This is a genomic window from Avibacterium sp. 20-126, from assembly GCF_044358625.1.
Taxonomy (GTDB): Bacteria; Pseudomonadota; Gammaproteobacteria; order Enterobacterales; family Pasteurellaceae; genus Avibacterium.
Window position 1 is genome coordinate 2,290,496 of sequence record NZ_CP091457.1, and the last position, 16,774, is coordinate 2,307,269.

Genomic DNA, 16,774 nt, shown 5'->3' on the forward strand with positions numbered 1-16,774 from the left:
AGTTAAAATTAATGATTGACTTACCGCGGTAAAAATCGTTTAATACGCACCACTGATGCGTTGCCTCGATAGCTCAGTCGGTAGAGCAGGGGATTGAAAATCCCCGTGTCGGTGGTTCGATTCCGCCTCGAGGCACCACTATTCCTCCTTAGTTCAGTCGGTAGAACGGTGGACTGTTAATCCATATGTCGCTGGTTCAAGTCCAGCAGGAGGAGCCAAATTCTTAACAGCCGCTAATGAAAATTAGCGGCTTTTTCATATCTAATTCCCCTCTCTTTTCTGATTAAAAATTAACAAAATTAACACCGCACTTTATTTCTCAGTATTTGCTTTTCATCATCACCTATTTATGCGAAACTGAATCGCCAAAGAACGTGTAGCTTAGCAGGATAGAGCAGTCCCCTCCTAAGGGACAGGTCGGCGGTTCGACTCCGCCCACGTTCGCCATTTTAGGTAATAAAAAACCTTGCGTTAGTTTGCAAGGTTTTCTTTTATTGTGGCTTCACTTTGCAATAAGTGAAAACCAGCTAGACTGTGTTATTTTAAAATCAAGCAAGATAGCTATAACATTAATTGGAATAGCGATTAATCGCATTAGAGATGTCTTGATCTTGATAAATACTTTTCACGGTTTCTTGCAAGGCTTGGGTTAGCACCTTCTGGATATTTTCATTGCTGGCTTTGAACGCCCCTTCTTGGGTTCTTGATGAACCAATATTTTTATTAAATTGCCCTTTTGCACCCTGTACTTGAACGCTAAGTTGTACATTTGCTGTGATTTTGTAACGCAAATTGCCCTGATCAATATCGGCATAGAATTTATTGATATTCACAATGACATTGGTGTTGGATTGAGCCGGTGTTGCCGCGATGCGGAAACCTTTGGCATTTAAATCTTGTTTGATGACTTGATCGAAAAGCTCGGTTGGCGTTGGTTTAGCAAAGAGTTTAAATATTTTTTCATTATAAACATAGCTCGATACTTCAGGTTGTTGGCGTACATCGCGGGTTAAAATGTTTAGCACTGCCTGTTGATTTGCGGCATTGAATTGTACACTTGGGCTAGGTGGGGTAAACGTGAGCGTGTTACTGGGCTGAGATTGGCAAGCAGATAATAGCACGGCACTTGAAAATAAGCTGATGAGAGAGAGTTTGGTAAAACGCATAGTCATTTCCTCGCTAACAAAAAAGAAAGGGTTATTCTTGCAAACTTCATTATGAATGTATAGTCTTTGCGCTGGCAAATTTATTCATAACATTTAAGCACAAATAAAACGACCTTACTTTAATGTGCGATTGATCATCAAAAGGAAACGAGAATGAGTACTCAACAAATTTTAACGCAAAAAATTCAGCAAAAATTTGCACCGCACTTTTTACATATCGAAAATGAAAGCCATATGCACAGTTCGGGGCGTGGTGCAGATTCGCATTTTAAAGTGGTGTTAGTGAGTGATGAATTTAATGGGGTGAGAAAGGTCGCGCGCCATCAAATGTTGTATCAGTTATTAGCAGAAGAATTGAAACAGGGTATCCACGCATTAGCCTTACATACTTATACATTAGATGAATGGCACGCGTTGGAACAGCAGTTCCCAAAATCGCCAAATTGTTTAGGTGTCGGGCAATAAACAAGCTACCTCATACGAGGTAAGATTAGCTAACAGGTTTTTGCAAAATTTGATTTTCCACAAGAACAGAGCGGTTTTTTTGCGAAAAAGCAGGAAAAACTGTTTGTCAAAGTGGAATGAAAGTTATTATTTAGTTAAAATGAACTGCTAATTTTTATCAAAATTTTAACGTATATTGCGCGTTTAGTTTTATGCGCGGTATAAAATCTAAACAGAATTTGAGTTTTAAATTTATGTGGTTGGAGTGGATGTTATGACGATGTTTTTTGCATTCATCGTTGATAATTAAGCAAAAATCATTACTCAAGACGAGGTTATCGCATTGCGTTTTATCTTGCGATAGCTATATTTTTAATCTAACGAAAAGTAGTGCATACAATATGATTACGATTAAAAAAGGCTTGGATCTTCCTATTGCTGGGAAGCCAGAACAAGTAATCCATAACGGCAATGCCGTTACTGAAGTTGCCTTGCTTGGCGAAGAGTATGTGGGAATGCGTCCTTCAATGAAGGTACGTGAAGGTGATGTGGTGAAAAAAGGTCAGGTGCTTTTTGAAGATAAAAAGAACCCCGGCGTATTATTCACTGCCCCTGCAAGTGGTACTGTAACTGCGATTAATCGCGGTGCTAAGCGTGTGTTGCAATCAGTAGTGATTCAAATCGAAGGTAATGATCAGGTTACCTTTAACAAATATTCCACCGATGAGCTTAAAAGTTTAACTTCCGAGCAAGTTCGTCAAAACCTACAAGCATCAGGGCTTTGGACAGCACTTCGTACTCGTCCATTCAGTAAAGTGCCTGCTGTTGATGCCGTGCCATCTTCAATTTTTGTTAATGCAATGGATACCAATCCATTAGCGGCTGATCCTGAAGTGGTGTTAAAAGCCCATTGGGAAGATTTCACCAATGGTTTAACCGTATTAAGCCGTTTACACGAAGGCAAATTGCATTTATGTAAAGCGGGCGATAGCAATATCCCAACGGTGGATTTACCAAATTTAGCCGTACACGATTTTGGCGGCCCACACCCAGCGGGCTTAAGTGGTACGCATATTCACTTTATCGATCCGGTTAGCGCAACGAAAACAGTTTGGTATTTGAATTATCAAGATGTGATCGCATTTGGTCGCTTATTTACCACGGGTGAACTTTATAATGGCCGTGTGATCTCATTGGCTGGCCCACAGGTGAAAAATCCGCGTTTAATTCGCACCCAACTTGGTGCTAACTTAGCCCAATTAACTAAAGGCGAATTAAAAGAAGGTGAAAACCGTATTATCTCAGGTTCCGTGTTAAGCGGTCATAAAGCGGAAGGTGCGGTAGATTATTTAGGACGTTATGCGTTACAGGTTTCTGTGATTGCAGAAGGTCGTGAGAAAGAGTTCCTCGGTTGGATTATGCCAGGGGCGAACAAATACTCTATCACCCGTACTGTGTTAGGTCATTTCGGACACAAATTATTCAATTTTACCACCGCACTTAATGGTGGACATCGTGCAATGGTGCCAATTGGTGCTTATGAGCGTGTGATGCCATTAGATATTATCCCGACATTATTATTGCGTGATTTAAGTGCAGGCGATACGGACAGCGCTCAAGCATTAGGTTGCTTAGAGTTAGACGAAGAAGATTTAGCACTTTGTACGTTCGTTTGCCCAGGTAAAAATGATTACGGTCCAATGCTGCGTGCGGCTTTAGATAAGATCGAGAAGGAAGGTTAAAAATGGGTTTAAAACATCTTTTAGAGAAAATGGAACCTGCTTTTTTACCGGGTGGTAAATATGAAAAATGGTATGCACTGTTTGAAGCAACGGCAACCTTTTTATATACCCCCGGTACAGTAACAGCGAAAGCTTCTCACGTCCGTGATGCGTTAGATTCAAAACGTATGATGGTATTAGTGTGGCTGGCGTTATTTCCAGCAATGTTCTACGGTATGTTTAATGTGGGGGCGCAATCTATCCTTGCATTAAACGTCGGCGATTTTGCACAAAACTTAGCACAAAATGTGGCGAATGACTGGCATTTTGCCTTAGCAAACGCACTAGGTTTAGTGTCGCCTGATGCGGGTGTACTTGCTAAAATGGCATTAGGGGCGATTTTCTTCCTACCAATTTATTTAACCGTATTCCTTGTGGGTGGTTTCTGGGAAGTGTTATTCGCCATGGTGCGTAAACACGAAATCAACGAAGGTTTCTTCGTAACCTCTATTTTATTAGCCCTTATCGTTCCGCCAACATTGCCATTATGGCAAGCAGCACTAGCGACCACTTTCGGTGTTGTTGTGGCGAAAGAGGTGTTTGGTGGTGTAGGTAAAAACTTTATGAACCCAGCATTAGCAGGGCGTGCGTTTTTATTCTTTGCTTATCCTGCACAAATCTCAGGGGATTCTGTATGGATCGCCGCTGATGGTTTCTCTGGTGCAACCGCACTTTCACAATGGGCAACCGGCGGTCAAGGAGCATTAAAACAAGTTACCACCGGTCAGCCAATTCAATGGATGGACGCTTTCTTAGGGAATATCCCAGGTTCAATCGGTGAAGTTTCGACCCTTGCATTATTAATTGGGGCAGCGGTGATTGTATTTGCCCGTATTGCTTCGTGGCGTATTATCGCGGGTGTGATGATCGGTATGATTGCCACTTCTACCCTATTCAATGTGATTGGTTCAGAGACAAACCCATTATTCTCAATGCCTTGGCATTGGCACTTAGTGTTAGGTGGTTTTGCGTTAGGTATGTTATTTATGGCAACAGACCCCGTATCCGCCTCATTTACAAATAAAGGGAAATGGTGGTATGGCGCATTAATTGGTGCAATGGCAGTGATTATTCGAGTGGTAAACCCTGCTTATCCAGAAGGAATGATGTTAGCCATCTTATTAGCTAACTTATTTGCCCCAATTTTTGACTATCTGGTTGTTCAAGCAAATATCAAACGTCGGAGAGCGCGCAATGGCTAAGTTTAATAAAGATAGTGTTGGCGGAACAATCCTTGTTGTTGTTCTAGTCAGCTTAGTTTGCTCAATTATCGTAGCAAGTGCGGCAGTAGGTTTAAAACCGACGCAAAATGAGCAAAAATTATTAGATAAACAGAAAAACATTCTCAGTGTGGCAGGGTTACTCCCAGCGAAAGCAAAAGGTGCGGAAATTAAAGCCCTTTATGCAGAAAACATTGAGCCGAAAATTGTGGATCTTGCAACGGGTGATTATGTAAGCGACATCAAAAACTTTGATGCGCGTGTTGCGGTGAAAAATCCAGCTGAAAGTGTCGCAATTAAACCAGAAGATGATAAAGCTGGTATTAAAGTGCGGGCAAAATACGCTGAGGTTTATTTGGTAAAAGATGCACAAGGCAAAACTTCACAAATTGTCTTACCAATTTATGGTACGGGATTATGGTCTGTGATGTATGGTTTTGTATCTGTTGCACCAGATGCAAATACCATTAAAGGGATTACCTACTATGAGCAAGGTGAAACGGCTGGTTTAGGGGGCGAAATTGCTAATCCAAACTGGCAAAAATACTTTGTAGGTAAAAAACTCTTTAATGAACAAAATCAAGTTGCGATTAAAATTGGTAAAGGGGCTTCAGCAGATAAAGAACACGGTATTGATGGTTTATCTGGTGCAACCTTAACAACGAAAGGGGTACAAGGTTCTTTCGATTACTGGTTTGATCGTAATGGCTTTGGTCCATATTTAGATAAACTTAGAGCGGAGGCTAACTAATGGCTAATGCAAATATGAAAAAATTATTGTTATCTCCGATTGTGAGCAATAACCCAATTGCATTGCAAATCTTGGGTATTTGTTCTGCTTTAGCGGTAACAACAAAATTAGAAACCGCGGTGGTAATGGCTATCGCAGTAAGTTTGGTTACGGCATTTTCAAGTTTCTTCATTTCTTGTATCCGTAATTATATTCCAAACAGTATCCGTATTATCGTGCAAATGGCAATTATTGCATCATTAGTAACCCTTGTGGATCAAGTGTTGCAAGCCTATGCTTATGAGTTATCTAAACAGCTTTCCGTATTCGTTGGTTTGATTATCACAAACTGTATCGTAATGGGACGTGCAGAAGCGTTCGCAATGAAAGAACCCCCATTAGCGAGTTTTGTTGATGGCTTAGGTAACGGTATTGGTTACGGGACTATTTTGATTATTGTTGCGTTTTTACGTGAATTAATTGGTTCAGGTAAAATCTTTGGTATGACTGTTTTCCAAACTATCCAAGACGGCGGTTGGTACCAAGCAAACGGGCTTTTCCTTTTAGCACCAAGTGCGTTCTTTATTATCGGCTTCTTAATTTGGGGCTTAAGAACGTGGAAACCAGAACAAGTGGAGAAATAAGCAATGGAACATTATTTAAGTCTCTTTGTTAAGTCCATTTTTATTGAAAATATGGCACTTTCTTTCTTCCTTGGTATGTGTACATTCCTTGCTGTTTCAAAGAAAGTTTCAACCGCGTTTGGTTTAGGGATTGCGGTAATCGTGGTATTGGGGATTGCTGTGCCAGCCAACCAAATTGTTTACACTCACATCTTAAAAGATGGCGCGTTAGTGGAAGGGGTGGATTTAAGTTTCTTACGCTTTATTACCTTTATTGGGGTGATTGCTGCGTTGGTTCAAATCCTAGAAATGGTTTTAGACAAATTTTTCCCCGCACTTTATAACGCATTAGGGATTTTCTTACCGTTAATTACCGTAAACTGTGCGATTTTCGGTGGCGTCTCCTTTATGGTTCAACGTGAATATAATTTTGCGGAATCCGTGGTTTATGGAATTGGTGCGGGTACAGGTTGGATGCTTGCTATCGTTGCACTTGCTGGTTTAACTGAAAAAATGAAATATGCTGATATCCCAGCAGGTTTACGTGGTTTAGGGATTACCTTTATCACGGTAGGTCTAATGGCGCTTGGCTTTATGTCATTTTCAGGTATTCAGTTATAAGAAGGGGATACTAAATGGAAATTATTTTAGGTATTGCAATGTTCACGATTGTGGTTTTAGCTTTAGCAGCAATTATCTTGTTTGCTAAATCTAAGCTAGTAAACTCGGGGGACATTACTATTGAAATTAATCACGATCCAAATAAAGCCATTCATTTACCAGCAGGTGGAAAATTATTAGGCGCATTAGCCAGTAAAGGGATTTTCGTGTCTTCTGCTTGTGGGGGCGGTGGCTCTTGTGGTCAGTGTGTGGTGAAAGTTACAGAAGGTGGCGGAGATATTCTACCTACTGAACTTTCCCATATTTCAAAACGTGAAGCAAAAGAAGGTTATCGCCTTGCTTGTCAGGTTAATGTCAAAACCAATATGCAAATTGAGTTACCTGAAGAAGTGTTTGGCGTGAAAAAATGGGAATGTACCGTTATTTCTAACGATAATAAAGCGACCTTCATTAAAGAGTTAAAATTACAAATTCCTGAAGGGGAAGAAGTCCCATTCCGTGCGGGGGGGTATATCCAAATTGAAGCTGAACCGCATACGGTATATTACAAAGACTTCGATATTCCAAAAGAATACCACGAAGACTGGGATAAATATGACCTATGGCGTTATGTATCAAAAGTGGATGAGCCTATTGTACGTGCTTATTCAATGGCTTCATACCCAGAAGAAAAAGGCATTATTATGCTGAATGTGCGTATTGCAACGCCACCACCACGCAATCCAGATGCACCACCGGGACAAATGTCATCTTACATTTGGTCATTAAAACCGGGTGATAAAGTCACTATCTCTGGTCCGTTTGGTGAATTCTTTGCCAAAGAAACCGATGCTGAAATGGTCTTTATCGGTGGAGGGGCAGGTATGGCACCAATGCGTTCACATATCTTTGACCAATTAAAACGTTTGAAATCTAAACGTAAAATGTCTTTCTGGTATGGGGCGCGTTCTAAACGTGAAATGTTCTATGTGGAAGATTTCGATACCTTACAAGCAGAAAATGACAATTTCCAATGGCACGTGGCACTTTCTGATCCATTGCCTGAAGATAATTGGGATGGTTACACCGGCTTTATCCACAATGTGCTTTATGAAAACTATCTAAAAAATCACGAAGCACCAGAAGATTGTGAATACTATATGTGTGGACCACCAGTGATGAATGCTGCCGTAATCAAAATGCTTAAAGATCTAGGCGTTGAAGATGAAAACATCTTACTAGATGATTTTGGCGGTTGATAACACTGCTTCACGACAAAAAAGAGCGGTCAGATTTCTGACCGCTTTAACCATTTTTAGCCAAACCAAAATGAGTGATTGCCTAATGCGAAGAAAATTAAAATCCGTTTATGCTTGGAGTATGGGAATACTTTTGGCTTGTTGCTTAACCGCCTGCCAAAAAGATCCTGAAATTGTGACCTTAAGTGGGAAAACAATGGGAACAACCTACCATATCAAATACATCACTGAGGAAGGCTCACAATCGGTTGCCGATACACACGAGGGGATTGAACATATTTTAAAAGACGTTAATGATAAAATGTCCACTTATATTCCGACTTCTGAATTAAGTCGCTTTAATCAAAATCGTCAAGTTAATACGCCCATTGAAATTTCAGCCGATCTTGCCAAAGTGATAGGTGAAGCCATTCGCTTAAATAAGGTTACACAAGGTGCATTAGATGTTACCGTAGGCCCCTTGGTGAATTTATGGGGATTTGGCCCCGAAAAACGTGTGGAAAAAGCACCGAGCCAGCAACAACTTGATGAACGCCGCGCGTGGGTTGGCATTGAAAAATTAAAACTCAGTGAAAGTGCGGGTAAATTTTACTTAGAAAAAACTGTGCCAGAACTTTATGTAGATTTATCTTCGATTGCCAAAGGCTTTGGCGTGGATCAAGTGGCGGATTACCTAGAAAGTTTAGGCATTGGCAATTATATGGTAGAAATTGGTGGCGAAATTCGTGCTAAAGGAAATAATAGCGAAAACAAACCTTGGCAGATTGCCATTGAAAAACCTACCTTTGACGGTTCCAGAAGTGTTGAGCAAGTTGTTGGGCTACATAATTTAGCAATGGCAACCTCAGGGGATTATCGCATTTACTTTGAAGAAAATGGCGTGCGTTATTCGCACGAAATTGATCCACAAACTGGGCGTCCAATCCAACATCATTTAGCCTCGATTACCGTATTAGCGCCGTCATCAATGACCGCAGACGGGCTTTCAACAGGGCTATTTGTACTGGGTGAAGCGAAAGCACTGGATATTGCAGAGCAGCAAAAACTTGCCGTTTATTTAATTATTAAAACGGAAAAAGGATTTGAGGTAAAAATGTCTTCTGCATTTAAACAACTCATCAACCAATAAGGGGGAAATATGGAACTCTTTTTTATTACTTTCGGCTTTTTCGTCCTCGTTATTTTTGCTATGTCTATTGGCTATATTATTAAACGTAAATCTATTGCAGGAAGCTGCGGGGGGATCTCCGCGTTGGGATTAAAAAAAGTCTGCGATTGTGATGAGCCTTGCGATAACTTAAAAGCAAAAGTAGAGAAAGGTGAAGTGGACGCATCAGAACTAGAGCGTTTCAACAAAAGCGAAAATAACTTTTACGAAGTCAAATAATGCCCCAATGGGGAAACGAAAGTGCGGTAAAAAAATTAAGCAAAATTATGATGAAATCAAAAACTTACGAACAATATTTTCCAGTACTCAGTGAAGAACAACGTGCAGAAAACAGTAAAATAAAAGTGATTTGTGGTATGTCTGGCGGGGTAGATTCCTCTGTTTCCGCATTTATTCTTCAACAACAAGGCTACCAAGTGGAAGGCTTGTTTATGAAAAATTGGGAAGAGGATGATGATACGGACTACTGCACCGCAGCAGCGGATTTGGCCGACGCACAAGCGGTTTGCGATAAGCTCGGGATCAAATTACATAAAATCAATTTTGCCGCAGAATATTGGGATAATGTTTTTGAACATTTTTTAGCGGAATATAAAGCAGGCCGCACGCCTAACCCTGATATTTTGTGCAACAAAGAAATCAAGTTTAAAGCCTTTTTGGAATATGCGGCAGAAGATTTAGGGGCAGATTATATCGCCACAGGGCATTATGTGCGTCGTCGAGATCACAATGGCAAAGCGCAATTGTTGCGTGGTTTAGATACGAATAAAGATCAAAGTTATTTTCTTTACACCTTGAGTGAACGCCAAGTAGGGCAAAGCTTTTTCCCTGTTGGTGAGCTTGAAAAGCCAGTGGTGCGGGCCATTGCAGAAGATTTAGGCTTGGTTACCGCCAAGAAAAAAGATTCGACTGGCATTTGCTTTATTGGTGAGCGTAAATTTAAAGATTTTCTAGCCCGCTTCTTGCCTGCTCAACCGGGTGATATTAAGACAACGGAAGGCGAGATTATTGGGCGTCATCAAGGCTTAATGTATCATACCTTAGGGCAACGCAAAGGCTTAGGCATTGGTGGGGTGAAAGGTAAAGCAGAAAATGCGTGGTATGTGGTCGAAAAAGATCTCATAAATAACGTGTTAGTGGTGGCTCAGGGGTTAGATAATTCTGCTTTGCTATCCAGTGGCTTAATTGCACAACAGCTACATTGGGTAGATCGCCAGCCGATTCGTGAACCATTGCGTTGCACAGTGAAAACACGCTATCGCCAAACGGATATTCCTTGCCAAATTATCCCAATTAATGATGAGAGCATCGAAGTACGTTTTGATGAACCGCAAATTGCGGTTACACCGGGGCAATCAGCGGTGTTTTATCAAGGTGAAATTTGCCTTGGTGGTGGAATTATTGAACAATCCATAAAATAAAAACGCCGCGAAATTCCACCGCACTTTGTTTCTTGTCTCAATAAAGTGCGGAGAAGTTCTCGGTTTTCTCGCTATTTAATGAAGAAACGGCTATGTGGCACAGAATTTACACCAGCATAATGTATCTTGTTCAACCGCTTATTTGGTTATTTATTTTATTACGTAGCTTCAAAGCGCCCGCTTATCGTCAGCGAATTTTGGAGCGTTATGCCATTTATTCTGCCTCACAAACCCCACCGAAACCGAATGGCGTGTTAATTCACGCGGCATCGGTGGGCGAAGTCATTGCAGCCACGCCATTAGTGAAAGCGATTCAACGTACTTACCCTGATTTAGCCATCACCCTAACCACCGTAACGCCAACGGGATCTGAACGCGTCAAAGCAGCCTTTGGTGAGCAAGTCAGCCATTTTTATTTGCCTTATGATTTACCCGGTGCGATCAAACGCTTTATTGGTTTTATTCAGCCAAAAGCTTGTATTGTGATCGAAACCGAAATTTGGCCGAATTTAATTTATCAACTAGATAAACAGCATATTCCTTTTATTATTGCCAATGCTCGTTTATCTGCCCGATCAGCAAAACGCTATGGCTGGTTGGAAAGCTATATCCAAGCGATCTTAAGTAAAATCAGCTTGATTGCACCGCAAGATAACATCAGCGGTCAGCGTTATCTCAAACTGGGCTATAATCCACAAAAGCTCAAACCCACTGGCAATATCAAATATGATCTCGTATTAAGTGAGAGCTTACTTACAGAAGCAGAAAAGCTCAAAATCCAGTGGAAACAACAACGCCCTATATGGGTGGCGGCGAGTACCCACGAAGGTGAAGAAAGCCTGATTCTGGAAAGTCATCGTTTATTATTACAAGCCTTTCCTGATTTATTGCTGATTCTCGTGCCGCGCCACCCTGAACGCTTTAATCAGGTGGCGGAACAAATTGAAAAGCAGCATTTCACCTTTGTTCGTCGTAGTGAAAATCGCGTGCCACAACCCGATACCCAAGTGGTGCTAGGCGACACGATGGGTGAGCTAATGTTAATGTATGCATTGGCTGATGTTGCCTTTGTGGGAGGCAGTTTAGTGAAACGGGGAGGGCATAATCCACTTGAACCGTTAGCCTTTCAAATCCCCGTGGTGAGTGGCAAATATACCTTTAATTTCCCAGAAGTTTACCGCAAGTTAATGGAAGTTCAGGGCTTTGTTGAAGTGAATAATAATGCTGCCGCAATTGCAAGAGCGGTGGAAATTTTGCTTAATTCCCCCGCCTTGCGTGAACGCACCGGCAAAGCAGGCTACGGCGTATTATTAGAAAATCGCGGTGCTTTACAACGTTTGCTCGATTTACTTCAACCTTATTTAGAAGCCCCATAAACACAGAATTTTGCCTGAACGCCATAGCAGAACTTAAAGGAGAAAAAATGACAACCGTAATTTACCCCGGCACCTTTGATCCCATGACCAACGGGCATTTAGATATTATTGAACGAAGTGCGGTGCTTTTTTCCAAAGTTTTTGTTGCCATTGCCGCCAGCCCGAGCAAAAAACCTTTATTCGATTTAGACACCAGAGTAAAAATTGCACAGCAAGCGGTTGCTCACTTACCCAATGTGGAAGTGTTTGGTTTTGCTGATTTGCTGGCTAAGGTGGTGCAAGAAAAACACATTCACGCCATTATCCGCGGTGTGCGAACCACCACTGATTTTGAATACGAACTGCAACTTGCCAGCCTAAACCGTTTATTGACAAAAAATGAAAATGGGCAAGGCGTAGAAAGTTTATTCTTCCCTCCAAGTGAAAAATGGGCATTTGTGTCTTCTACAATGGTGCGAGAGATTTACTTGCACGGTGGAAATGTGGAGCCTTTTGTGCCTAGAGCGGTTTATCAAATGTTAGAATCATCTTCTCGTTAAAAAGTCGTATTTATACTGCTTATTTTTCTTATAAAAATTCAGATTTGTGATCTATCTCACTCTCTATTTATGATTTTTATCATAAATATTTTTTACTTCTGTTTTTAAACTTACTTGGCAAGATGTAGAAAATAGTCAAATTAAAGTGTTTTCACTTTATATGGAGGGTGTATGCAATTTAACTGGAGTATAGATGGCAGTATTGTTGGACTTTATATTTTATTAAGTCTTGTTGTCGGCATTATTGTGCGTAAATATGTCAAAAATGTGAATGATTTCCTCGTTGCAGGTAGAAATGTAGATTTACACGTAGGGATTGCCTCTTTGGCTGCCACGGAATTTGGCATCATTACCTGTATGGCTGCAGCTCAACTAGGCTATAAATATGGTTTTGCAGGGGCAACGGTGGGATTAATTATGACTATCGTGATGTTCACCGTAGGGAAAACAGGATTCTGTATTGAACCTTTACGTAAAGCAGGTGTGGTAACTATTCCCGAGTTCTTTGAGCATAAGTTTGGTAAAAAAGTGCGGTGGGCTGCTGGTGTCGTTATTGTTCTTGGTGGCTTACTTAATATGGGCGTTTTCTTGCGTACAGGCGGGGAATTTTTAGTTGCGGTAGCAGGACTTAAGCCTGAATATTTAGAAATTACGATGACGATTTTATTACTTGTTGTTGCGTTATATACCATATTGGGCGGTATGCTTTCTGTTTTAGTGACAGATTATATGCAATTTATTTTAATGAGTGTTGGCTTAGTTCTTACCACTTGCACTATTTTTTATCAAATTGGTTGGGATACTTTATTTGATACGGCTATTTCAAATTATGGTATGGGAGGAATTAACCCTTTTGTTAATCCAAATTTAGGTTGGCAATATGTGCTTTACACTGCTTTAGTCTTAACTGCCACCGTGCTAACTTGGCAAACGATGGTTTCACGTGTCCTGTCAGCAAAAGATGAGAAAGTGGCGAAACAAATGTACACCCGTACAAGTTTATTTTATATCGTTCGTTCTTTAATTCCTGTGATGTGGGGTGTTGCCGCTTTAGCATTAGTTAGCTTAGAAAGTGTAGGAGGCAAACCGATTCAAGCGATGCCAACAATGCTATCCATTGTGATTCCAACAGGTATTATCGGTTTGCTTGTTGCGGCTATGTTGGCGGCAGATATGTCTACGAATTCATCATATTTATTAGGTTGGGCAAGTGTTATTTATAATGATGTTTTGATCATTTTCCATCAAAATAAATGGTCCGAACGTAAATCTATTGCCGTGAATCGAGTATTAGTCGCTTTAATTGGTATTTTCTTGCTCTTTTATGGGTTATGGTATCCATTGAAAAGTGATCTTTGGGTCTATATGACCTTAACGGCGACAATCTATTCTGTAGCGGTATCAACATTACTTATTTCAGCTTGTTATTTCAAAAAAGCCAATAACTGGGGGGCGTATGCAACAATTGTGGTCGGTGCATTAACGCCACTTTCATACTTAGTTGCACAGCAAATTCCCGCACTTGAACCGATTGCGAGTCAAGTTGGTCCTTATTATTCAGGTATTGCAGCATTTGTTTTTGCTTGGATTGCAATGATTGTGGGTTCATTGCTAAAAAATGCATTGCGTAAATAGGGGGAAATATGACAGAGATACTCATTTTATTTTGGAAAGGATTAATTCTTTGTGGATTAATTTGGTATGTATGTACTATTTTTATCGTAGGTAAAAAAGGATTTCAAAATATTAAAACAATGTTAGGGGTCAGCAAAGATGAAAAAAACGAATGTTGTAATGATAATCGCTGATGATTTGGGGTATTGGGCATTAGGTTGTTATGGCAATAAAGACGCGATTACCCCAAATATTGATCGTCTTGCTCAGCAAGGAAAAAAATTTGAAAACTTTTTCTGCGTATCACCGGTATGTTCTCCAGCTCGAGCATCTATTTTTACGGGGAGAATACCTTCTCAGCACGGTATTCACGATTGGTTAGAAGAATGGGAAAATGGCGCTACCACAGAACATTATTTAAAAGGGCAATCCACTTTTGTGGATCGATTAAAACAGCACGGATACCACTGTGCAATGAGTGGAAAATGGCATTTAGGAATGGCAGATATGCCACAATGTGGTTTTGATCATTGGTATTCCCATCAGCGTGGTGGTGGTCCTTATTTTAATGCGCCAATGTATCAAGATGGCGTATTCATTGAAGAACCTGAATATATTACGGATAAAATTACCGACTATGGGCTAGACTTTATTGAAAAGGTACATAATGCTGAACAGCCATTTTTTCTTAATTTAAGTTATACCGCACCGCATTCTCCTTGGGATAGAAAAAATCATCCACAGGAAATGCTTGATCTTTATGCTGATTGTCAATTTGAATCTTGCCCACGGGATCCTTATCATCCATGGAAAATTTATGAAACCTTTGAAGGTGATGAAACAGCACGTTTAGAGATATTACGCGGCTATTTTGCAGCATTGACCTCAATGGATTTTAATATTGGACGAATTCTTCATTCGCTTGAAGAAAAAGGAATTTTAGAAAATACACTGATTATTTTTACCAGTGATAATGGTATGAATATGGGGCATCACGGTATTTTTGGTAAAGGCAATGGCACAAGCCCTGTAAATATGTTCGATACCTCTGTAAAAGTGCCGTTTATTCTCTATCACAAAAATCATTTATCCACAGATACCGTAGATAATCTGTTAAGCCATTATGATTTCCGCCATACCTTGTTGGAATATCTCAATATCAATGATGAACAGCAAGCACAGGTGCGCTATCCCGGAAAAAGTTTTACTTCCCTACTGAAGCAAGATTCCTCAAATCCGTTAGAAGAAAATCATCTAGTGATCTTTGATGAATATGGACCAACTAGAATGATCCGTAATCGCTCGTTTAAATATATTCATCGTTATCCTGCTGGGCCTTATGAATTTTATGATCTGCGTAATGATCCTGATGAACGTCATAATCAAATAAACAATCCCAATTATCAACAACAGATCACTGAAATGCGGCGAGAATTAAACAGGTGGTTTAATCAATATATTAATAAGGAAATAGATGGGGCCACCTTGCCTGTTTATGGTGGTGGACAGCGTACGCTTGCGGGAGAATGGGGAGGCTATGCAGAAAACACGTTCAACAAATACACCAGTAAATTTATTTTTTCCGCAGAAGCGGAATTGCAGGAAAAAGCGGATGTAAAGGTGAAAGAAAAAATTCAGTAAACTGATAGCATAAATGCAAAAAATAAAAAGTAGGAAATCATTTCCTACTTTTTTATTGTGTCATAGCACTATTTTATCACCAATGCTGCCGCCCCTTTTACGCCTGCGGAATCAAGTAATTGGCTTGGTTTGATTTGTAAGTTTTGTAAGGAAACGCCTAGGGCATAGTGCGGTAGAAATTTTTGTACTTTTTCAATGATGAACTCGGCGGATTTTGCGACCCCACCAGCGAGGACGATAAGTTCAGGGTTAAAAATATTGATCAGCACGCCTAAACCGTAAGCTAAATATTTTGCAAAATTATCCACCACTTGTAGGGCTAGTTCATCTCCTTTTTTGGCGTATTCAAAAATATGATGTGCTTGAAGGGCATCTAAATCAGTGGAAAAACGCTGAAAAAACTCACCGCACTTCGTTTCAAGTAATAATTTTTTTGCCTCTCTAACTAACCCCGGTGCAGAGGTATAGGTTTCTAAGCAACCTGTTAATCCGCACCCACATTTCATTCCTTGTTCGTTCACCATTATATGCCCAAATTCGCCTGCGCAGCCGCCTGAACCAGACAATACCTTGCCATTTAACAAAATACCTGAAGCAATGCCAGTGCCAATGGGGACAACGATAAGATTCGCAATTCCTTTTCCCGCACCAAATAAATGTTCTCCTAAGGTAATGGCGCGTACATCGTTTTCCACCACCACATTTTTATGAGAGATGTCTTCCATTAATTGTTTGGCATTAAAATCATTTCCCCAAGAAAAGTTAGCCGCAATTTTGACTACCGATTGATTCACTACGGGGCCGGGAATGCCTAAACCAATCCCTTCTAATTGGGTTTCTGAAAGCTGATTTTGTGCAAGCAAAGCCAAAATAGTCTGCCAAATGCGAGAAAAAGTGGTTCTTGCACCTTGCTGAGATAGTGTTGCAATGCTTTGTTCTGCAAGAATATTAAAATGGCTATCTAAAATACCAATTTTTGTGTTTGTACCGCCAATATCCACACCCGCGTAATATTTCATCCTCAACTCCATTTATTTTATAAACCTAAATTTCAACATAACTGATTTACCCAAAACAGACTATGATAAATATCATAGTTATGCAGTGATAGGGATCACAATTTTGCAAACTGGTGTGCGGAATTTGTTTTAAATGCTTAAAGGCTAGGCTTACTCACTGATATGTGGAGGTA

The 16,774-nt window shown here is 40.4% G+C and carries 16 protein-coding genes and 3 tRNA genes; 17 read left to right on the top strand and 2 right to left on the bottom strand.

Annotated elements, in window-relative coordinates:
* Nucleotides 1-62: 62 nt before the first annotated feature.
* The 3 genes from L4F91_RS10855 to L4F91_RS10865 all read left to right on the top strand — a co-directional run bounded on the left by L4F91_RS10855 (nt 63) and on the right by L4F91_RS10865 (nt 447).
* Nucleotides 63-138, top strand: a tRNA-Phe gene (locus L4F91_RS10855).
* 4 nt (nt 139-142) lie between these two features.
* A tRNA-Asn gene (locus L4F91_RS10860) sits at nt 143-218 on the top strand.
* 152 nt (nt 219-370) lie between these two features.
* Nucleotides 371-447: transfer RNA gene (locus L4F91_RS10865), tRNA-Arg, on the top strand.
* Nucleotides 448-569: 122 nt separating this feature from the next.
* Here the strand turns inward: L4F91_RS10865 and L4F91_RS10870 are convergent.
* Nucleotides 570-1,172 carry a YajG family lipoprotein gene (locus tag L4F91_RS10870; RefSeq protein WP_395896445.1) on the bottom strand — a complete coding sequence of 201 codons (603 nt, stop codon included), beginning with the start codon at nt 1,170-1,172 and terminating at the stop codon, nt 570-572.
* Between the two features lie 147 nt (nt 1,173-1,319).
* Here L4F91_RS10870 and L4F91_RS10875 point away from each other — a divergent pair, with 147 nt between their 5' ends.
* The 14 genes from L4F91_RS10875 (at nt 1,320) to L4F91_RS10940 (ending at nt 15,582) form a co-directional block, all read left to right on the top strand.
* Nucleotides 1,320-1,631, top strand: a complete 312-nt coding sequence (locus L4F91_RS10875) for a BolA family protein (RefSeq protein WP_395896447.1) — start codon at nt 1,320-1,322, stop codon at nt 1,629-1,631.
* Between the two features lie 380 nt (nt 1,632-2,011).
* Nucleotides 2,012-3,352: a Na(+)-translocating NADH-quinone reductase subunit A gene (locus tag L4F91_RS10880; protein ID WP_395896449.1), complete on the top strand. Its 1,341-nt coding sequence runs from the start codon at nt 2,012-2,014 to the stop codon at nt 3,350-3,352.
* Nucleotides 3,353-3,354: 2 nt separating this feature from the next.
* Nucleotides 3,355-4,593, top strand: coding sequence for an NADH:ubiquinone reductase (Na(+)-transporting) subunit B (locus tag L4F91_RS10885; protein WP_250363872.1), 1,239 nt, complete (start codon nt 3,355-3,357; stop codon nt 4,591-4,593).
* Nucleotides 4,586-5,362 carry a Na(+)-translocating NADH-quinone reductase subunit C gene (locus L4F91_RS10890; protein ID WP_395896452.1) on the top strand — a complete coding sequence of 259 codons (777 nt, stop codon included), beginning with the start codon at nt 4,586-4,588 and terminating at the stop codon, nt 5,360-5,362. Before L4F91_RS10885 ends, L4F91_RS10890 begins: the two co-directional genes overlap by 8 nt.
* On the top strand, nt 5,362-5,985 hold the full coding sequence (locus L4F91_RS10895; RefSeq protein ID WP_250351351.1) for an NADH:ubiquinone reductase (Na(+)-transporting) subunit D: 624 nt from the start codon (nt 5,362-5,364) through the stop codon (nt 5,983-5,985). The genes L4F91_RS10890 and L4F91_RS10895 overlap by 1 nt, the downstream gene beginning before the upstream one ends.
* A gap of 3 nt (nt 5,986-5,988) precedes the next feature.
* Nucleotides 5,989-6,585 (top strand): NADH:ubiquinone reductase (Na(+)-transporting) subunit E, encoded by a 597-nt coding sequence (gene nqrE / locus L4F91_RS10900; protein WP_250351352.1) that lies wholly within the window; start codon nt 5,989-5,991, stop codon nt 6,583-6,585.
* Nucleotides 6,586-6,599: 14 nt separating this feature from the next.
* On the top strand, nt 6,600-7,823 hold the full coding sequence (gene nqrF, locus L4F91_RS10905) for an NADH:ubiquinone reductase (Na(+)-transporting) subunit F (protein WP_250351353.1): 1,224 nt from the start codon (nt 6,600-6,602) through the stop codon (nt 7,821-7,823).
* A 121-nt stretch (nt 7,824-7,944) separates the two neighbouring features.
* On the top strand, nt 7,945-8,952 hold the full coding sequence (locus tag L4F91_RS10910; protein ID WP_395897899.1) for an FAD:protein FMN transferase: 1,008 nt from the start codon (nt 7,945-7,947) through the stop codon (nt 8,950-8,952).
* Between the two features lie 9 nt (nt 8,953-8,961).
* Nucleotides 8,962-9,210 carry a (Na+)-NQR maturation NqrM gene (gene nqrM / locus L4F91_RS10915; RefSeq protein WP_250351355.1) on the top strand — a complete coding sequence of 83 codons (249 nt, stop codon included), beginning with the start codon at nt 8,962-8,964 and terminating at the stop codon, nt 9,208-9,210.
* 50 nt (nt 9,211-9,260) lie between these two features.
* On the top strand, nt 9,261-10,412 hold the full coding sequence (gene mnmA / locus L4F91_RS10920; protein ID WP_395897901.1) for a tRNA 2-thiouridine(34) synthase MnmA: 1,152 nt from the start codon (nt 9,261-9,263) through the stop codon (nt 10,410-10,412).
* A gap of 92 nt (nt 10,413-10,504) precedes the next feature.
* Nucleotides 10,505-11,788 carry a lipid IV(A) 3-deoxy-D-manno-octulosonic acid transferase gene (gene waaA / locus L4F91_RS10925; RefSeq protein ID WP_395896455.1) on the top strand — a complete coding sequence of 428 codons (1,284 nt, stop codon included), beginning with the start codon at nt 10,505-10,507 and terminating at the stop codon, nt 11,786-11,788.
* 47 nt (nt 11,789-11,835) lie between these two features.
* Nucleotides 11,836-12,327: a pantetheine-phosphate adenylyltransferase gene (coaD, locus tag L4F91_RS10930; protein WP_395896457.1), complete on the top strand. Its 492-nt coding sequence runs from the start codon at nt 11,836-11,838 to the stop codon at nt 12,325-12,327.
* A 171-nt stretch (nt 12,328-12,498) separates the two neighbouring features.
* On the top strand, nt 12,499-13,962 hold the full coding sequence (locus L4F91_RS10935) for a sodium:solute symporter (RefSeq protein ID WP_395896459.1): 1,464 nt from the start codon (nt 12,499-12,501) through the stop codon (nt 13,960-13,962).
* Between the two features lie 138 nt (nt 13,963-14,100).
* On the top strand, nt 14,101-15,582 hold the full coding sequence (locus L4F91_RS10940) for a sulfatase-like hydrolase/transferase (RefSeq protein WP_395896461.1): 1,482 nt from the start codon (nt 14,101-14,103) through the stop codon (nt 15,580-15,582).
* 68 nt (nt 15,583-15,650) lie between these two features.
* On the opposite strand, the gene L4F91_RS10945 is transcribed toward L4F91_RS10940, so the two are convergent.
* A complete protein-coding gene (locus L4F91_RS10945) occupies nt 15,651-16,601 on the bottom strand; it encodes an ROK family protein (protein ID WP_395896463.1) in 951 nt (316 codons plus the stop codon).
* Nucleotides 16,602-16,774: the final 173 nt, after the last annotated feature.